General features: G+C 69.2%; 14 protein-coding genes and 5 tRNA genes. 11 read left to right on the top strand and 8 right to left on the bottom strand.

All coding sequences use genetic code 11. The annotated features are described in order from the left end of the window. The first annotated feature begins 86 nt into the window (after positions 1–86). Together HNR10_RS24820 and HNR10_RS24815 are read left to right on the top strand one after the other, a co-directional pair. Complete coding sequence (locus HNR10_RS24820) at positions 87–767, top strand: hypothetical protein (protein WP_179827487.1); 681 nt, start codon at positions 87–89, stop codon at positions 765–767. A 126-nt stretch (positions 768–893) separates the two neighbouring features. Beyond that, a complete protein-coding gene (locus tag HNR10_RS24815) occupies positions 894–1,058 on the top strand; it encodes a hypothetical protein (protein WP_179827486.1) in 165 nt (54 codons plus the stop codon). 250 nt (positions 1,059–1,308) lie between these two features. Here the strand turns inward: HNR10_RS24815 and thrS are convergent, their stop codons facing one another. Further along, positions 1,309–3,285, bottom strand: a complete 1,977-nt coding sequence (thrS, locus tag HNR10_RS24810; RefSeq protein WP_179827485.1) for a threonine--tRNA ligase — start codon at positions 3,283–3,285, stop codon at positions 1,309–1,311. 527 nt (positions 3,286–3,812) lie between these two features. Here thrS and HNR10_RS24805 point away from each other — a divergent pair. Next, complete coding sequence (locus tag HNR10_RS24805) at positions 3,813–4,112, top strand: PGPGW domain-containing protein (protein WP_179827484.1); 300 nt, start codon at positions 3,813–3,815, stop codon at positions 4,110–4,112. Positions 4,113–4,249: 137 nt separating this feature from the next. Here the strand turns inward: HNR10_RS24805 and HNR10_RS24800 are convergent. Beyond that, positions 4,250–4,323 (bottom strand) — tRNA-Val (locus HNR10_RS24800). 469 nt (positions 4,324–4,792) lie between these two features. Between HNR10_RS24800 and HNR10_RS24795 the strand changes: the two genes are divergently transcribed. Continuing rightward, complete coding sequence (locus HNR10_RS24795; protein WP_179827483.1) at positions 4,793–5,215, top strand: SsgA family sporulation/cell division regulator; 423 nt, start codon at positions 4,793–4,795, stop codon at positions 5,213–5,215. 161 nt (positions 5,216–5,376) lie between these two features. On the opposite strand, the gene HNR10_RS24790 is transcribed toward HNR10_RS24795, so the two are convergent. Next, complete coding sequence (locus HNR10_RS24790; protein ID WP_179827482.1) at positions 5,377–6,219, bottom strand: aminotransferase class IV; 843 nt, start codon at positions 6,217–6,219, stop codon at positions 5,377–5,379. A gap of 394 nt (positions 6,220–6,613) precedes the next feature. Between HNR10_RS24790 and HNR10_RS24785 the strand changes: the two genes are divergently transcribed. From HNR10_RS24785 to HNR10_RS24765, 5 genes are all read left to right on the top strand, one after another. Next, positions 6,614–7,045, top strand: a complete 432-nt coding sequence (locus HNR10_RS24785; protein WP_053615136.1) for a roadblock/LC7 domain-containing protein — start codon at positions 6,614–6,616, stop codon at positions 7,043–7,045. Positions 7,046–7,187: 142 nt separating this feature from the next. Next, a tRNA-Gly gene (locus HNR10_RS24780) sits at positions 7,188–7,260 on the top strand. Positions 7,261–7,327: 67 nt separating this feature from the next. After that, positions 7,328–7,400: transfer RNA gene (locus tag HNR10_RS24775), tRNA-Gly, on the top strand. A 46-nt stretch (positions 7,401–7,446) separates the two neighbouring features. After that, positions 7,447–7,518 (top strand) — tRNA-Cys (locus HNR10_RS24770). A gap of 29 nt (positions 7,519–7,547) precedes the next feature. Then, positions 7,548–7,624 (top strand) — tRNA-Val (locus HNR10_RS24765). Between the two features lie 429 nt (positions 7,625–8,053). Here HNR10_RS24765 and HNR10_RS24760 read toward each other — a convergent pair. Genes HNR10_RS24760 through HNR10_RS24750 form a run of 3 tightly spaced genes read right to left on the bottom strand, consistent with a single transcriptional unit; the run spans position 8,054 to position 11,735 of the window. Beyond that, positions 8,054–10,171: a xanthine dehydrogenase family protein molybdopterin-binding subunit gene (locus HNR10_RS24760; protein WP_179827481.1), complete on the bottom strand. Its 2,118-nt coding sequence runs from the start codon at positions 10,169–10,171 to the stop codon at positions 8,054–8,056. After that, positions 10,168–11,163 (bottom strand): FAD binding domain-containing protein, encoded by a 996-nt coding sequence (locus HNR10_RS24755; RefSeq protein ID WP_179827480.1) that lies wholly within the window; start codon positions 11,161–11,163, stop codon positions 10,168–10,170. Before HNR10_RS24755 ends, HNR10_RS24760 begins: the two co-directional genes overlap by 4 nt. Further along, on the bottom strand, positions 11,160–11,735 hold the full coding sequence (locus tag HNR10_RS24750; protein ID WP_246407638.1) for a (2Fe-2S)-binding protein: 576 nt from the start codon (positions 11,733–11,735) through the stop codon (positions 11,160–11,162). The genes HNR10_RS24755 and HNR10_RS24750 overlap by 4 nt, the downstream gene beginning before the upstream one ends. 272 nt (positions 11,736–12,007) lie before the next feature. On the opposite strand from HNR10_RS24750, the gene HNR10_RS24745 reads away from it, so the two are divergent. Then, positions 12,008–12,649: a TetR/AcrR family transcriptional regulator gene (locus HNR10_RS24745; protein ID WP_179827477.1), complete on the top strand. Its 642-nt coding sequence runs from the start codon at positions 12,008–12,010 to the stop codon at positions 12,647–12,649. 230 nt (positions 12,650–12,879) lie between these two features. Here the strand turns inward: HNR10_RS24745 and HNR10_RS24740 are convergent, their stop codons facing one another. After that, positions 12,880–13,638 (bottom strand): SDR family NAD(P)-dependent oxidoreductase, encoded by a 759-nt coding sequence (locus HNR10_RS24740; protein ID WP_179827475.1) that lies wholly within the window; start codon positions 13,636–13,638, stop codon positions 12,880–12,882. Between the two features lie 151 nt (positions 13,639–13,789). Here HNR10_RS24740 and HNR10_RS24735 point away from each other — a divergent pair, with 151 nt between their 5' ends. Further along, positions 13,790–14,686, top strand: a complete 897-nt coding sequence (locus HNR10_RS24735) for a helix-turn-helix transcriptional regulator (protein WP_179827473.1) — start codon at positions 13,790–13,792, stop codon at positions 14,684–14,686. A 402-nt stretch (positions 14,687–15,088) separates the two neighbouring features. Here HNR10_RS24735 and HNR10_RS32200 read toward each other — a convergent pair whose 3' ends face one another. After that, entirely contained in the window at positions 15,089–15,403 is a 315-nt protein-coding gene (locus tag HNR10_RS32200) for a DUF2637 domain-containing protein (protein ID WP_376769770.1), read from the bottom strand. Positions 15,404–15,731 lie beyond the last annotated feature (328 nt).

Below are 15,731 nucleotides of genomic sequence, written 5' to 3'. Positions count from 1 at the left end.
CACCGGACCCGACGACCCGTCCCGCCCACAGCGGGTCCCGCCGCGAGTCCATGGTCGAGCGTCCACCCGGCCGGAGGAGTCACCCGATGGAAGGCGTACTCGCCGTCATCGCACTGGTCGCCGTCGTGGTCTCCGCGGGGGCGATCACCGTCGCCGCGCACTTTCGCACCGAACGCTCCTCGGAGATGCGTGCCTGGGCCCGCGAGCACGGCTGGCACTACACCGAACACCACCCGCGCCCGCTGGAGGACGCCGTCCTCCCCCGCCCCGTCCACGGTGACCACGCCCGCGCCCAGCACGTTCTCACCGGTCGGCGCGGGCAGTACCTGGTCACCGCGTTCGAGCACACCCACACCGCCACCGCCCCCGACCGGCGCGGCACCGGCCGCACCCGGCACACCTACCGCGTGGTGGCCGTGCGCACCCCCGGCCCCGTCGCCGAACTGGAGATCCGCCGCCGGGACCTGCCCCGCACCGTGCCCGACCACGACATCGGCGACGTGGATCCCGCGTTCGGCAGCGCCTTCCACGCCGTGGGCAGCGACGACGAGTTCACCCGCTCCGTCCTGGACCACGACACCGCGGCCTGGCTGCTGGCCGACTCCCGGTCGCGGTCGCTGCCGGTGCGCTTCACCGGCGACTACGTCCTGACCTGGGCGCCGATGGGCCTGGACCCGGACCGGGCGCTGACCGCCGCCGACTACCTCATCGAACTCGTCAACCGGATCCCGGAACAGGCCTGGAAGCGGCGCGCCCCCGGCGCCTGACACCGGCCCGCCGGACGAACCGCCCGCGGGAGTGCGCCAGAACTCCCGGCGCACGGTCACCGACGTGCGGTGTTCGTCATGTGGTCCGGATAAACTCCGGCTTGCCCCAACGCACAAGGAGAACGCATGAGCGACCCCAACGCGACCCACCGCATCTCGCGTGCGGACCTGTTCAGTGACGACGAGGAGGAGACCGCGACCGCCCCGGACCCCAACGCGACGGCGCGCATCTCCCGTGAGGACCTCTTCCGGGACGACCAGGAGCCGCGGACGCCGCGGGAACACTCCTGAGCCTGCCCCAGGGCCCGCCCCGGCGTCCCGGGGCGCACACCGCCCGCTGAGCGCCCTCTCCCCCGCCCCGCGTCCCGGCGACCGGCGGATCCCGGCCCCGGATCGCGGGCGGAGCGGCCCCCGGCCGACGCCGACCCGAACGCGAGGAGCGCCCGCCCGGAATTCCGGGCGGGCGCTCCTGCGTCGGACACGTCCCCAAGCCCTGTGCCGCGGAGAATCACCCCGCGGAGCGGCGCGCGCCGAAGTCGCCCTAGCGGCGCTCGCGGACGGCGGCCACGATCTCCGCCACCGCCTCGTCGATCGGCACGCCGTTGTTCTGGGAGCCGTCGCGGTAGCGGAAGGACACGGCGTTCTTGCTGATGTCCTCGTCGCCGGCCAGCAGCATGAACGGGACCTTCTGCTTCTGGGCGTTGCGGATCTTCTTCTGCATGCGGTCGTCGCTGGCGTCGACCTCGACCCGGACCCCCTCCGCGCGCAGCCTGGCGGCCACCTCCTGGAGGTAGGGCACGTGTTCGTCGGCGATGGGGATGCCCACGGCCTGCACCGGGGCGAGCCAGGCCGGGAAGGCGCCCGCGTAGTGCTCCAGCAGAACCGCGAAGAACCGCTCGATGGAACCGAACAGGGCGCGGTGGATCATCACCGGGCGCCGACGGGTACCGTCCGCGGCGGTGTACTCCAGGTCGAAGCGCTCGGGCAGGTTGAAGTCCAGCTGGATGGTGGACATCTGCCAGGTACGGCCGATGGCGTCCTTGGCCTGGACCGAGATCTTGGGGCCGTAGAAGGCGGCACCGCCCGGGTCCATCACCAGTTCCAGGCCCTGCTTCTCCGCGGCTCGGCGCAGGGTGTCGGTGGCCTCGGCCCAGACCGTGTCGTCACCGATGTACTTCTCCGGGTCCTTGGTGGACAGCTCCAGGTAGAAGTCGTCCAGGCCGTAGTCGCGCAGCAGGTCGAGCACGAAGGTCAGTAGCGAGTCGAGCTCGTCCGCCATCTGCTCCTCGGTGCAGTAGATGTGCGCGTCGTCCTGGGTGAAGCCGCGGGCACGGGTGAGTCCGTGCACCACGCCGGACTTCTCGTACCGGTACACGGTCCCGAACTCGAACAGGCGCATCGGCAGCTCGCGGTAGGAGCGCCCGCGGGCGTCGAAGATGAGGTTGTGCATCGGGCAGTTCATCGGCTTCAGGTAGTAGTCCTGGCCGCCGTCGAGCTGCATGGGCGGGTACATGCCGTCCGCGTACCAGTCGAGGTGCCCCGACTTCTCGAACAGCGTGCTCTTGGTGGCGTGCGGGGAGTAGACGAACTCGTAGCCGCTCTCCTCGTGCCGCTTGCGCGAGTAGTCCTCCATCACGCGGCGGATGATGCCGCCCCGGGGGTGGAAGACCGCCAGGCCGGAGCCGATCTCGTCCGGGATGGAGAACAGGTCCAGCTCGGAGCCGAGCTTGCGGTGGTCGCGCTTCTCCGCCTCCTCCAGGAAGGCGAGGTAGGCCTTGAGGGCGTCCTTGTCCTCCCAGGCGGTGCCGTAGACGCGCTGCAGCTGCGGGTTGGTCTCCTTGCCGCGCCAGTAGGCGGCGGCGGTGCGCATCAGCTTGAAGGCCGGGATGGCCTTGGTGGTGGGAACGTGCGGACCCCGGCACAGGTCCTTCCAGCACTGCTCGCCCGTGCGCGGATGGACGTTGTCGTAGACGGTCAGCTCGCCCGCGCCCACCTCGACGCCGGCGCCCTCGGCGGCCTCGGCCGCGTCGCTGCCCTTGATGCCGATGAGCTCCAGCTTGTAGGGCTCGGTGGCGAGTTCGGCGCGCGCCTCCTCGTCGGTGACGACGCGGCGGTCGAAGCGCTGCCCCTGCTTGATGATCTGCTGCATCTTCTTCTCGATGCTCTTGAGATCGGCGGGGGTGAACGGCTCGGCGACGTCGAAGTCGTAGTAGAAGCCGTTCTCCACGGGCGGGCCGATGCCGAGCTTGGCCTCGGGGAAGAGCTCCTGGACGGCCTGGGCGAGGACGTGCGCGGTGGAGTGGCGCAGGATCGCCCGCCCCTCCTCGGACTCGATGGTGACCGGCTCGACGACGTCGCCGTCGGCCAGCTCGCGCGCGAGGTCGCGCGGCTCGCCGTTGACCAGTGCCGCGATGACGGTCCTGCCGTCGGCGTCCAGCGCCTGTCCCGCCGTGGTCGTGGCCGCCACCGCACGCGGGGTTCCGGCGAGGGTGATGTGCAGCTCAGGCGCGGCGGACACGGTGACTCCTAGAGGTGACGTGGGTCGGGTGGCACACCAGGGCGCGATGCGCACGCGAGCGCGTGCCACCACCGCGGGCGGCCTGGCGTTTCGCCTTCGATGCTATCGGCTCCCGACCGGGGCCGCTTCGGCCGTCCACAGGCCCGCGTCCCGGGCCCTCGGGGCACACGGACCCACGATTCGGTCCGCGTGATTCGGCCACCCCGGGGGGATACACCCCTCAGCGGACAGAACGCCGAAGAGGGAGATGCAAGGACGATCTGTCACGAATCATCACGTTCACCGGCACGCGCCCACAGCGTGTCGGAAGACCATTGATCACGGATGCAAGATCGGTGAGAATCAGCAGACATCCGACCTCCTCCCCCGCCGACCGAATGCTCCCACTCACTCCGACCGAATACTGTGAGCGCATGTCACCGAGCCCATCGAGCGGCCCACCGGCCCCGGAGACATCCCCCACTCACCATGCCCACGTCCGCCGATGGCGGCGCCTGCGCGCACGGCTGCGCCTCTTCCGCAGGCGCATGCACACCCATCCGGCGCTCCATCTCCCCTGGCGCGTGCTCGTCGGGACGGTCGGCACCGTCGTCATCCTCGCGGGACTGGTCATGATGGTCTTCCCCGGACCGGGCGTCGCCGCGCTCCTGCTGGGACTGGTCATCCTCAGCACCGAGTTCCGTTGGGCGAACAGCCTGGTGCGGCCGGTACGGGTGTGGAGCAGGCGCGTCGAGCGCTTCGGCCACCGCAAGAAGGACGAGTACCTCGCGCGCTGGCGGACCCGCCGCGCCGCCAGGGCCCGCCGAACGTCCCCACGCCCGGAATAGGCGCGCCCGATACGCCGCTACCAGCGAGCCGGAACCCGGTCCTGAAGATGAGGCTCCACGTTACCTGGTCCTGACCGGACCGAAACCACGAAAGAGGGGCCGACTCCGTTCGATACGGAGTCGGCCCCTCTGCGCTGTGGGCGATACTGGACTCGAACCAGTGACCTCGTCGGTGTGAACGACGCGCTCTAGCCAACTGAGCTAATCGCCCTGAGCTGCTGCCCCGTCCGCCCTGTCGGCCGGACAACAAGAACTCTAGCGCATGTTCGAGGGTGTCCGCGCACACCGTCCCACCGGACGACGGAGCCACTGTGTGACAGAGGTCACATCAGGGGATCTGTGCGTTCACCGGGGAGTCGCCGACCCGTCATGCAGGCCGCTCACAGAAGGAGTTCCCGCCCCCGCTCACCCACCGCGGGGCACCGAGTCATTACCATTACGTGACGCGGGCCACGCGACATGGGGAAATCTTTGGTTTCCCCTGGTCATTACAGTGACGAAGGATCGTGGAGCCGCCATGCGGCGCGCTGGGCCCGCTGGGCGGGCAGCGAGACCTCCGGTCCGACCAAGAAAGTCTCCGTACTCACGTCATAGTCCGCGAACGACCGCGTTGGAGCGAGTGAGACGGCAACCGACCCGCGCCGGAACAGCTGGGCCGGACGAGAAAAGGTTTGGCGAACATGAACAGTAGCGACACCACTGCCACCGCCGAGCTGGGCCTGCGGCTCGTGGTCCCGGAGCGCACCGCGGTTCCCCTGGTCGCGCGACTCGACTACGGCTCGAGCGACCCGTACGCGATCCGCGTGGCCTTCCACACGGGCGAGGACACCCCCGTGGAGTGGATCTTCGCCCGCGAGCTCCTGACCGTGGGCATCGTCCGCCCGGTCGGCGAGGGCGACGTGCGCGTGTGGCCCTCCAAGGACGACAGCGGCGAGCGCACCGTCAGCATCTCCCTCTCCTCGCCCTTCGGGCAGGCCGAGTTCGACACGCAGGTGTCCCCGCTCGCGGAGTTCCTGCACCGCACGTACGAGATCGTGCCCGCCGGCCAGGAGGCGCAGTTCGTGGACCTCGACGACGAGATCCAGCAGCACCTGTACTCCTAGAGCCCTCGCGCCGGACCCGCCCCGTTCCCGCCGCGCCCACCCGGCGCCCGCGCGGGACCGAGCGACGGCACAGGACGACGGTACGCAGCGACGACGACCGAGGGGCGGCGCCCACCAGCGCCGCCCCTCGGTCGTGTCCGGCCCCGTCGGGTCCCCGGCGGTCAGGGGTCCAGGCGCTCGGCGGCGTGCTCGGCGAACACCGCGGCCGCCTTGGCCGAAACCGGCCCCACGCCCGCGGAGACCTGTCGGCCGTCGATGTGCAGGATCGGCTGGACGTCGCGCCCGGTGGAGGTCAGGAACGCCTCGGAGATCTCGGGGAGGCGCTCCATGGGGACGTCCTCCTCCTCGCCGCCGAACCACTCCAGGACCAGCTCGCGGGTGATGCCCGCCAGCGGCCCGGCCGACAGGGGCGGCGTCACGAGCCGCCCGTCGAGGACGACGAAGACGTTGCTGCCGGTGCCCTCGCACAGGTTCCCGGCGATGTTGCGGAAGACCGCCTCGCTGCCGCCGCGCTCCTTGGCGTAGGCCAGCGCGCGCACGTTGTCGGCGTAGGAGGTGGTCTTGAGCCCGGCCAGCGCACCGAACTCGTTGCGCGGCCAGGGGGCCACCACGACGTCGGTGTGCGGCGGGATGTCCGGGAAGGGGCCCAGAGCGACGATGGCCGTCTGCTCGCCCGACGCGCGGTCCGAGCCCAGCGGGCCGGCCCCGTCCGTGACGGTGATGCGCACGCGCGCGTCGGTGAGCTCGGGGTTGGCCGCGAGCGCCTGCGCGACCCCGTCGGCGATCAGGTCCAGGTCGGGTTCGGCCATGCCGAGCCCCTGCGCCGACCGCGCCAGGCGGCGCAGGTGGCGGGTGAGCGCGAACGGCCGCCCCTGCTGGGCGCGCACGGTCTCGAAGACGCCGTCACCGACGGTGATGCCGTGGTCGGACACGGGAATGCGGGCCTCGGACCCCTCGACGACCGTTCCGCAGCCGTAGCCGGCCCCAGCGATCCACACCCTCATGGCAAACCCCCCAGTTCTCAGCGGTCCGCGTGCGCGCGGCGACACCACGATCCTCCCACTCGGGAGTGTCCGGGGGCACCCGACGGGGAAGGGAGGTCTACCCGGGACAACACGGTGTTGGCAAGGCCCCTGTCCGGCACCGGCCGCGGTGACGGAATCCGACAGACTATGGCGAGGGCGTCAACGCAGGTCAGAACGGTGTGGAACCACTGAGGCGGACCCTGGCGACGCCATCGCGCCCAGACAGATAAGTTACGAATGACTATCATCTGGGCAACGCTTATGCGGGACCAGTGACGGCTGGCCCGTGCCTTTCCCCCACAGAGGTCCGGCCAACGGTCCAGAGTGCGCGTGTCCCCCTCACGCCCGACCACCAGACAGAGCAAAGAGAGACATGACCCCACCGAGCACCGCCCGCGGAGAACTCAGCTGGCTGCTGGACGATCTCCTCACCCGGGCCTCCGGTACACAGCACGCCATCGTTCTGTCCACCGACGGGCTTCTCATGGCCACCTCCAGCGGACTGGACCGGCCCGCCGCAGAACACCTGTCGGCGATCGCCTCGGGCCTGCACAGCCTCGCCGGCGGCGCGAGCAAGCAGTTCTCCGCGGGAGGCATCCGGCAGAGCATCATCGAGATGGACCGCGCGTTCCTGTTCGTGGCCGCCGCCGGCGAAGGGGCGTGCATGGCCCTGATGTCGGACGCCGACAGCGACGTGGGCCTGATCGCCTACGAGATGAACAAGGTGATCGAACGGGTCGGGCAGTACCTGTCCGCGCCACCGCGCCCGGACATGCCCTCGACGCCCGCGCACCTGGAGCAGTAGGCGGGCGGCTCGCGCCCGCCCAGGGGGGTGTGAGCACGCCCTCAGGAATCCGATTTCGCGCTTCGCCGGGTATCCGCTAGAGTTCTTAACGCAGCGAGGGGGACGGCCGGTCGAACCGGTGAACGCCCCGGGAACTCGCCGCGCGGACGTGGCTCAGCTGGTAGAGCATCACCTTGCCAAGGTGAGGGTCGCGGGTTCGAATCCCGTCGTCCGCTCGGAAACGGTGCGTTCCGCCATCCCAGGGTGGCGGAGCCATCGGGCCGGAGTCCGCTCCGGCCGCACGCGGACGTGGCTCAGCTGGTAGAGCATCACCTTGCCAAGGTGAGGGTCGCGGGTTCGAATCCCGTCGTCCGCTCGGAGAGGCCCATGCGGGTGTCACTCACGGCTCCCCGGTGCTTTCTGGCGGAGTGTCCGAGTGGCTTAGGTAAGGGACTGCAAATCCCTGCACACGGGTTCGATTCCCGTCTCCGCCTCGCATGACCTCGTCTCACGACGAGGCCGAGGGCGATTAGCTCAGTTGGTTAGAGCGCTACCTCGACACGGTAGAGGTCACAGGTTCGAGTCCTGTATCGCCCACCAGCATCACCGCAGGCCAGAGCTTCGGCTCTGGCCTTTCGCGTGTCCGGGGCCCGCCGGACGGGAGACATCCGGGAGACCACCTTCGAAGCGGGTTCCTCCTGGAGCCCGCTTTCGCTGTTTCCACGGATGCGGCCGGCTCGGTGAGAGCAGAGGCGTGGACCGGCGCCGTCCGAATCCGTGCTCACCGCCATCGCCCGAGGTCTGCGGCTCTCCCCGCACGAACGCGACTACCTCTTCCGACTGGCGGGTCGGCAGTTGCCCACCTCCGAGCCGCCCGAGGAGCGGCCCTCCACCGGTCTGCTGCGCCTTTTGGGATCTGCTCCGGGACAGCCCCGCGCAGGTCGTCCCCCACACCGGGGAAGCTACCGAAAAAGGGGTGACCACCCCGAGCTGGGGCTGATCGACCTGGCCTGCCAGCCCCTGTTCGACTCAGGCCGGTGTCGGCCTCATCCCGGAGCGAACGTCCTCGATGCGGAACGGCAGACGGCGCAGGCGCACCCCGGTCGCGTGGTGGATGGCGTTACCGATGGCCGCCGCGGTGCCCACGATCCCGACCTCGCCGATGCCCTTCACCCCGGCCGGGTTGAGCTGATCGTCAACCTCGTCGATCCAGTCCGCTCGCAGGTCCCGCACATCGGCGTTGCTCGGTATGTGGTAGCTGGCCAAGTCGTGGTTGGCGAAGTCACCGAACTCCCGGTCCAGCTCACCGATCTCCGTCAGGGCCATCCCGACACCCATGACCATCCCCCCGAGCAGCTGTGAGCGAGCGGTCCGGGCGTTGATGATCCGACCCGCGGCGAACGTGCCGTAGAGCCGCTCGACCCGCACCTCTCCGGTGTCGGCGTGCACCCAGACCTCGGCGAACTGGGCTCCGAAGGTGTGCCGGGCGAGCGAAGGCCGCTTCGCGAGGTCGTCGGTGGAGTCAGCGGCGACCTCCAGCCCGCCCACGGGAATGGCACCGCCCGCCGCCTCGATCCGCTCTCGGATCTGGCGTGCGGCGGTGAGCAGCGGCCAGCTCCACGAGGAGGTGCCCGCGGAGCCTCCCGCGGGTGGAGCCACACCGAAGGCGCTGTCGCCGATACGCACATCGACCTGGGACACGGGTAGGCCGAACTCCTCGGCGACGAGCTGGGTCAGCGCGGTCCTGGCGCCGGTGCCGATGTCGGACCCGGCGACGCGGGCGCTGATGCGCCCGTCATCGTCGATTCGTACTGTGGCCTTGGCGGGGAACGTGTAGTCAGGGTGGGTCGAGGCGGCGACGCCGCTCCCGATCAGCCAGCGCCCGCGGCGGTACGGGGCGCGGTCTGTCCAGCCGAAACGCTGGGCTCCCACCCGGAGGCACTCCAGCAACCCGTGGCTGCTGAACGGCAGGCCGTTGGTGGCGTCGACGTCGGGCTGGTTGCGTCGGCGTAGTTCGATCGGGTCGATCCCCAGTCGGACCGCGAGCTCGTCCATCGCGGTCTCCAGCCCGAACATCCCCGGCGCGTGTCCCGGTGTGCGCATGAAACTGGGGGTGGGGATGTCCAGCCGTCCGACGCGGTGGAGGGTCCGTTGGGCCGCGCTGCTGTACATCATCCGACTGCTGGTCGCGGTGTTCTCCACGAATTCCATCGATCGCGAGGTGTGCATCAGCGCCGTGTGCTCGAGTGCGCGGAGCCGGCCGTCGCGGTCCGCGCCCAGTCGGACACGTTGCCGGGTTTCGCTGCGGTGCCCGTTCAGCGCGAACATCTGCTGTCGGGTCAGTGCTGCCTTCACCGGCCTGCCCACGATCCTCGCGGCAAGTGCGGCCGCGACGGGCAGGGCTCGGGGCACGAACTTGGATCCGAAACCGCCGCCGATGTGCTCGGCGACGACGCGCACGCGCTCCCGGGGGATGCCCAGCAGCGGGGCCAGCATCTCGGCGGTCGTGTAGGGCCCTTGGTCGGAGTAGTACAGCAGCAGGTCGCCGCCGTCCCAGCGGGCGAGCGCCGCGTGCGGCTCCAACGGGGCCGTGTGCTCCGGCGGGGTGGTGTACTCGCCGTCGACCACCACGGCGGAGTTTCCGAACTCCCGGTCCACGTCGCCGTCCTCTGTCACGGCGGGCTCGTTGAGGCCGTTGACCAGTTCGGGGACGTACACGTCCGGGCTCTGGCCGTCGAGCACCACGGTGTGGGTTCGCTGCTCATAGGTCACGTCGATCCGGCCTGCGGCCTCCCGGGCCGCCTCGGGCGAGCCGGCCACGACGACGGCGATGACCTGGCCGTGGAACCGGACCTGGTCGGACTGCATGATCTGTAGCTCCGTGTCGCCGACCTCGGCGAGGCGGGGTGCGGTGGTGTGGTCGAGTACGGCCACGACTTCGGGGTCGGCGAGCGCGCGGGTGTGGTTGATCGCCGTGATGCGCCCTGACGCCACGGTCGAGGTCACCAGCCAGCCGTAGAGAGCGCCTTCGGCGGGGACTTCGAACGCGTACCGGGCGGCCCCGGTGACCTTGGCGGTTCCTTCGATACGTTCCACGGACCGGCCGACGGTGGACCGCGCGGTCGGCTGCTGTCCGGTCGTGGTCATCGTGACCCCTCCCCTGCCAGTGTGAGCACCTCGGACGTGATCACGTCCACCGCCAGATCGATCTTGAAGGCGTTGTCCGAAGCGGGACGGGCCGCCCGCAGTTCGGCTCGGGCCGCGGCGCGGACGGTGTCCTCGTCGAACGGCCTTCCGAGCAGGAGCCGCTCAGCCTCTCGGGCGCGCCAGGGTTTGGGTGCGACCCCGCCCAGGGCCAACCGGATCGCCGTCACGGATCCGCTGTCGTCGAGGCTGAGGGCGGCGGCTACGGAGACGAGCGCGAAGGCGTACGACCAGCGGTCGCGCACCTTCCGGTACGTGGACGGGCCCGGGGGCGGCGGGGGCAGTTCGACACCGGTGATGAGCTCGCCGGCGGCGAGGGTCGTCTCGGTCTCCGGAGAACTGCCGGGGAGGACGAAGAAGTCGTCGAGGGACGTCGAGCGGGTTCCCCCGTCGACCGTGCGGATGTGCACGACGGCGTCGAGGGCCACCAGCGGCACGGCCAGGTCCGAGGGGTGTGTGGCGATGCAGTCGTCTGACACCCCCAGGATCCCGAGATCCCTGTTGGCACCGTGTACCGCGGAGCAACCGCTGCCGGGTACCCGTTTGTTGCAGGGTTTCGAGACGTCCTGGTAGTACACACACCGAGTGCGCTGCATCAGGTTCCCGGCGGTCGTGGCCATGGACCGCACCTGCCCGGACGCCCCGGACAGTACCGCCTTGCTGACCATCGGGAACCGGTCGCGAACGCCTGTGTCACCGGCCAGCTCACTGTTCCGAACGAGTGCGCCGATCAGGACCGATCCGTCCGGACGGTGCTCCACGGTGTCGTAGGGCAGTCGGGACACGTCGATCAGCAGATCGGGCCGCAGGACTCCGAGACGCATCAGGTCGGTCATGTTGGTCCCGCCCGCCAGGAACTCGGCTTCGGGATGGTCGTGTGCCAGGCGCTGGGCCGCCGCTGGATCCTCTGTGCGCTCGTAGGCGAAGGACCTCACTTCTGCCTCCCCTGGTCTGAGTGTGTGTCGGCGGCCTGCAGGACGGCGTCGACGATGCCGACGTACGCGCCGCATCGGCACAGGTTGCCGCTCATGCGTTCCGACACCTCCGCACGGCTCAAGGCCGCCGAGGAGGCGATTCCCTCGGTGACGTCTTCAGTGACGTAGCTCGGCCAGCCGCGGTCCGCCTCCGCCAGGGCGCCCACGGCTGAGCAGATCTGACCGGATGTGCAGTAGCCGCACTGCAGACCGTCGTTGTCGAGGAAGGCCTGCTGCAGTGGATGGAGGGAATCGTCGTCGGCGATTCCCTCAATGGTCCGGATCTCACGTTCGTCGAGGGTGACCGCGAAAATCAGACAGGAATTGACGCGCCGGCCGTCGAGAAGCACGGTGCAGGCGCCGCACTGACCGTGGTCGCAGCCCTTCTTGCTGCCGGTCAGTCCGAGCCGCTCCCGCAGGGCGTCCAACAGGGACGTACGGTTGTCGATTCTGATCCGGTGGTCGACGCCGTTGACCCGTAGGGTCACCGAGCTGACACCGGAATTTCCAGGGTCTGACCTGGTCGTTGGCAAGTTCTCCACGGACGTGAACTCCTTCGGCGACCGTGCCCACCGGTCGGGACGGTCGTCATGTATGAGGTCTCTTACTTCAATGTAAGAGGTCACATACATGAGGTCAAGTGGCTACTGGGGCCGAGTGGTCGCGTGGTGCTGTGCGACTGCGTTGGGTGTGGTGTCCGCTCGTAGAGTGCGGTGCGCGGACTGAAGGCGTTTCAGGCTGGCTTCTGGCTCTTTCGGGCAGCCCAATGTAAGATATCTCTTACATTGAGTGGAGAGGAGTGCCGATGCCCAAGCGCAACACGTATCACCACGGTGATCTCAAGGCCACACTGGTCAGGACCGGGCTGGGGATCATTGCGGAGCGAGGCGTCAGCGCGCTCTCCGTCGCCGAGGTGGCACGTCGCGCGGGTGTCAGCAGCGGGGCTCCCTACCGGCACTTTGCGGGCCGCAAGGACCTCCTGGTCGCGTGTGCCGTCAGCGCGGCGCGACAGCTGACCGGCGAGTTGCGGCGGGCCCGCGTGCTTTTCGAACAAGCCGCCGGTGGAGACCCCGACCCGGTTGAGGCCACGGCCGTGGCCGCGGCGGCCTATACGCGCTTCGCCGCGGAGCACGGATCGGGGTTCGACCTGATCTTCGCCGGAGAGCTGCAGGACGCCGGCAGCGAGGAACTGCTCGAGGCGGGGCGAAGCGTCATGGACGCCATGCTTCCGGCCGTTCTGACAGTCACGGACGGCGACGCCAAGAGGGCGCTGGAACTCCTGGAGCGCCAGGTCGCCGCGGCCCACGGCTACGCCTCACTCCTGCGAGGCGGCTTCCTCACCCGGCGGCACGCCACTCCGGAGGACGTGGCGGACCACGCGGCCGTCATCGCCCGTACGCTGTCGAGGGACGCGCAGAGGCGTGCCGAACCACCCCAAAGCGGGTGAGTGCTGTGGCCGCGACCGGCGGGGAGACGGCCAGCTCACCGAGGACGCCCCACGGCTCGCCTCGGACGACCGCGGCGGGCCGGGCCACCCTCGAGGGCGCCCCGGCCCGCGAAAATCCGTCCGCGTCCGCGTGGTGCCTTCGGTGCACGTGTGAGCCCCGGGGCGGTACTCAAGCCATGCTCAGTGGAATCCTCGGCACGGCGCGGGTGCCGCCGGGGCGACCGCACCGGTCATGCCTGTTCGGTGGGGCGGATGACGATCTCGTTCACCGCGACCCGACGCGGGTTGGTGACGATGTAGCCGACGGCGTCGGCGATGTCCTGAGCGTGCAGGGCCTCGATCTCACCGAACGCGGCGTTGAAGTCGCGCACGGAGTTCTCCTTGTGGTCGAACAGCTCGCTCTCGGTCCGGCCCGGTTCGACCACCGAGAAGCGCAGACCGCGCCCGGTGTACTCCTGCCGCCAAGCTTCGGTCGCCGCGGTGACAGCGAACTTGGTTGCGCTGTACACGGCCACGGTCGGGGCGGCGAACCTGCCTGCGACCGAGGAGACGTTGACAACGTCGGCCACCGATCGAGGCCCCTCCCCGGCGGTGTCCAGCAGGTGCGGGATCGCCGCCTTGGTCACGTAGAGCAGACCGCGCAGGTTGATGTCGACCATGCGGTCCCATTCCTCCAACGGGGACTCTTCCGAGGGACCGTTGAGCATCACCCCTGCGGCGTTCACCAGGGTGTCCAGCCCCCCGAGCCCGATGACCGTGCGCTCAACAGCCGCCGCAGCAGCGGCCGCGTCGGTCAGGTCGGCAACGATCGTCTCGGCGGTGCCACCGTCGGCGTAGATCTCGGAAGCGAGCTCTTCGAGCCTCTCCCCGCGGCGCGCCACCAAGGCGACCGCGGCCCCCTCGGCCGCCAGGCGCCGCGCGGTGGCCCTTCCGATACCGCTGGAAGCCCCGGTGACGAGCGCGACTGTTCCGTTCAGCTTCTCTGCCATGGGAAGTCTTCCTCTCGAAACTATCTGTGTCCCACCCATGTCAACAGCGCAGCCGAATCTGCGGAACGGGTTAGCTCGCACCCTTGTACCTGGTACTCGCAGTACCTGCTGGAAGCTGCCCCCGAGCTGGGTGGTGGGGGACAATGGAGCCATGGCCTCCTCGAACCCGCTCGGAGAGTTTCTGCGCTCGCGCCGCGCCCGGCTGGACCCGCACACTGTGGGGCTCCCGCCCTCACCGGTACCGCGACGCGGTCACGGACTGCGCCGGGAGGAAGTGGCCGCGCTGGCGGGCGTGAGTGTGGACTACTACGCCCGGTTGGAGCAGGGACGGATCGGTAACGTCTCCGATCAGGTCCTGACCGCTGTCGAGGAGGCCCTGCGCCTGGACAACCTGGAGAAGGAGTACCTGCGCGGCCTCGTGAGCGCGGTACCCGCGGAGAAGCCGCAGCGCACCCCGGCAAGGCCCGCCAGAGCCAGCGTCCGGCCGAGTCTGCGGGCCTTCATCGATGCCATCGATCCCGTGCCCGCGATGTTGCAGGGTCCGCGGATGGAGGTTTTGGCCTGGAACCGTGCCGCCACGATCCTGCTCACCGATTTCGGCGCCATGGCGCCCTCGGACCGCAATATCGCCCGCTGGCTCTTTCTCGACCCCACCACCCGGACCCGGTACCCGGATTGGGAGGAGATCGCCGCTCCGACCGTCGCCGCATTGCGCGCCTACCACGATCCGCGCGTTCCGGACGAGACGCTGGAGCGCCTCGTAGGAGAGCTCTCGGTCGCCTCCGAGGAGTTCGCCCGATACTGGGCTGACTACCGTCTGTTCAAGCACGGTCACGGGAAGAAGAGGATCTTCCACCCCACCGTCGGAGTGATGACCCTCAACTACGAGACACTCCTCATCCCCGATTCCGGCGGCCGGTTCCTGTCCACCTACACCGCCGACGTCGGCTCACCGTCGCAGGAGAAACTGGGCATCCTCATGAGCTGGGGCGGGGACCTCGTGGACACCACCGAACACGCCGCCGAGGATCCTCCTCGCCGAGACTGACCGCCAGACGACTGCATCCTCGTGGCAAGGCGCGGCGATCCCGTCTACGTCCAACTTCGTGACGGCTTCATTGAATCGAATGCCTTCGTGTGCTTGATCATCGTGTCCGTCTTCCTGATTGTCAGATGGCGGTGCGCTGCCCTTCATATCGCGAGGAATGATGTCCACAGCCGCCCCGGGCAGCATCTGTTCCACCTGCGGAGACTGACGACCGAGCATGGTGGCGGCCGGGTCCAGTCGGGTTCGCACCACCTCGTCGTTGGTCTGGGCGAAGATCGTTCGGGCGGCCACGGCTCCAGGTGGGTTCGAGGTGGTCGAACAGTTCAACTTCGCAGACTGTCCCGGATGAAGGCATCGGCGATGTCCAGCACCGAGGTCGTCCAGAACGGAGGGCCGCCGTGGTCAGCCCCTCTGGTCTGGTAGAAGGTGACCGGGCCGAGAATGACGCCTGGTCCTCTCGCGTCGAAATTGCACAGGTGGATGCCGAGCTGGCCACCCTGCTGCCGCGACTACATCGTGGGGTCGGCGACCGCGACGTTGGCCGCGAGCGAGGCGGTTGACCCGAGGATCAGTAGCGTCCAGGGCAGCACGCCACTCGGGTTCTCCGTGGCGTGGTGCGAGTTCGTACATGTGGGAGTAGGACACCACCGCGGCGATGCCCGCGAGCAGCAGCACGGCCGCGATAGTGACCCATCGTGACCAACGGGAGGACTCCATCCCGATCACCCCTTCCTGGCGACCGATGGACCTTCTCGGGATAAGAAGCGCCCTGATGGGCGGGGTGGGAGACGAGCGTCTCCCACCCCGGACTGGGAGATTCTTGGGAGACGCGAACGTCTCCCAACGGCTCCCAACCGCCGTGAAGGTCCGTCAACGGAACCCTCTGATCTGCACGGATTCGAGTTTGCGCAGGTCGTCCCGGAGCCGTGACTACCTCGACACGCTAGAGGTCACAGGTTCGAGTCCTGTATCGCCCGCCAGCATCACCGCAGGTCAGAGCTTCGGCTCTGGCCTTTCGCGTGTCCGGTGCCCGCCGGACGGGAGA

It is taken from the genome of Nocardiopsis aegyptia, assembly GCF_013410755.1.
GTDB classification, from domain to species: domain Bacteria; phylum Actinomycetota; class Actinomycetes; order Streptosporangiales; family Streptosporangiaceae; genus Nocardiopsis; species Nocardiopsis aegyptia.
This window is presented reverse-complemented; position numbering and strand designations above follow the sequence as displayed.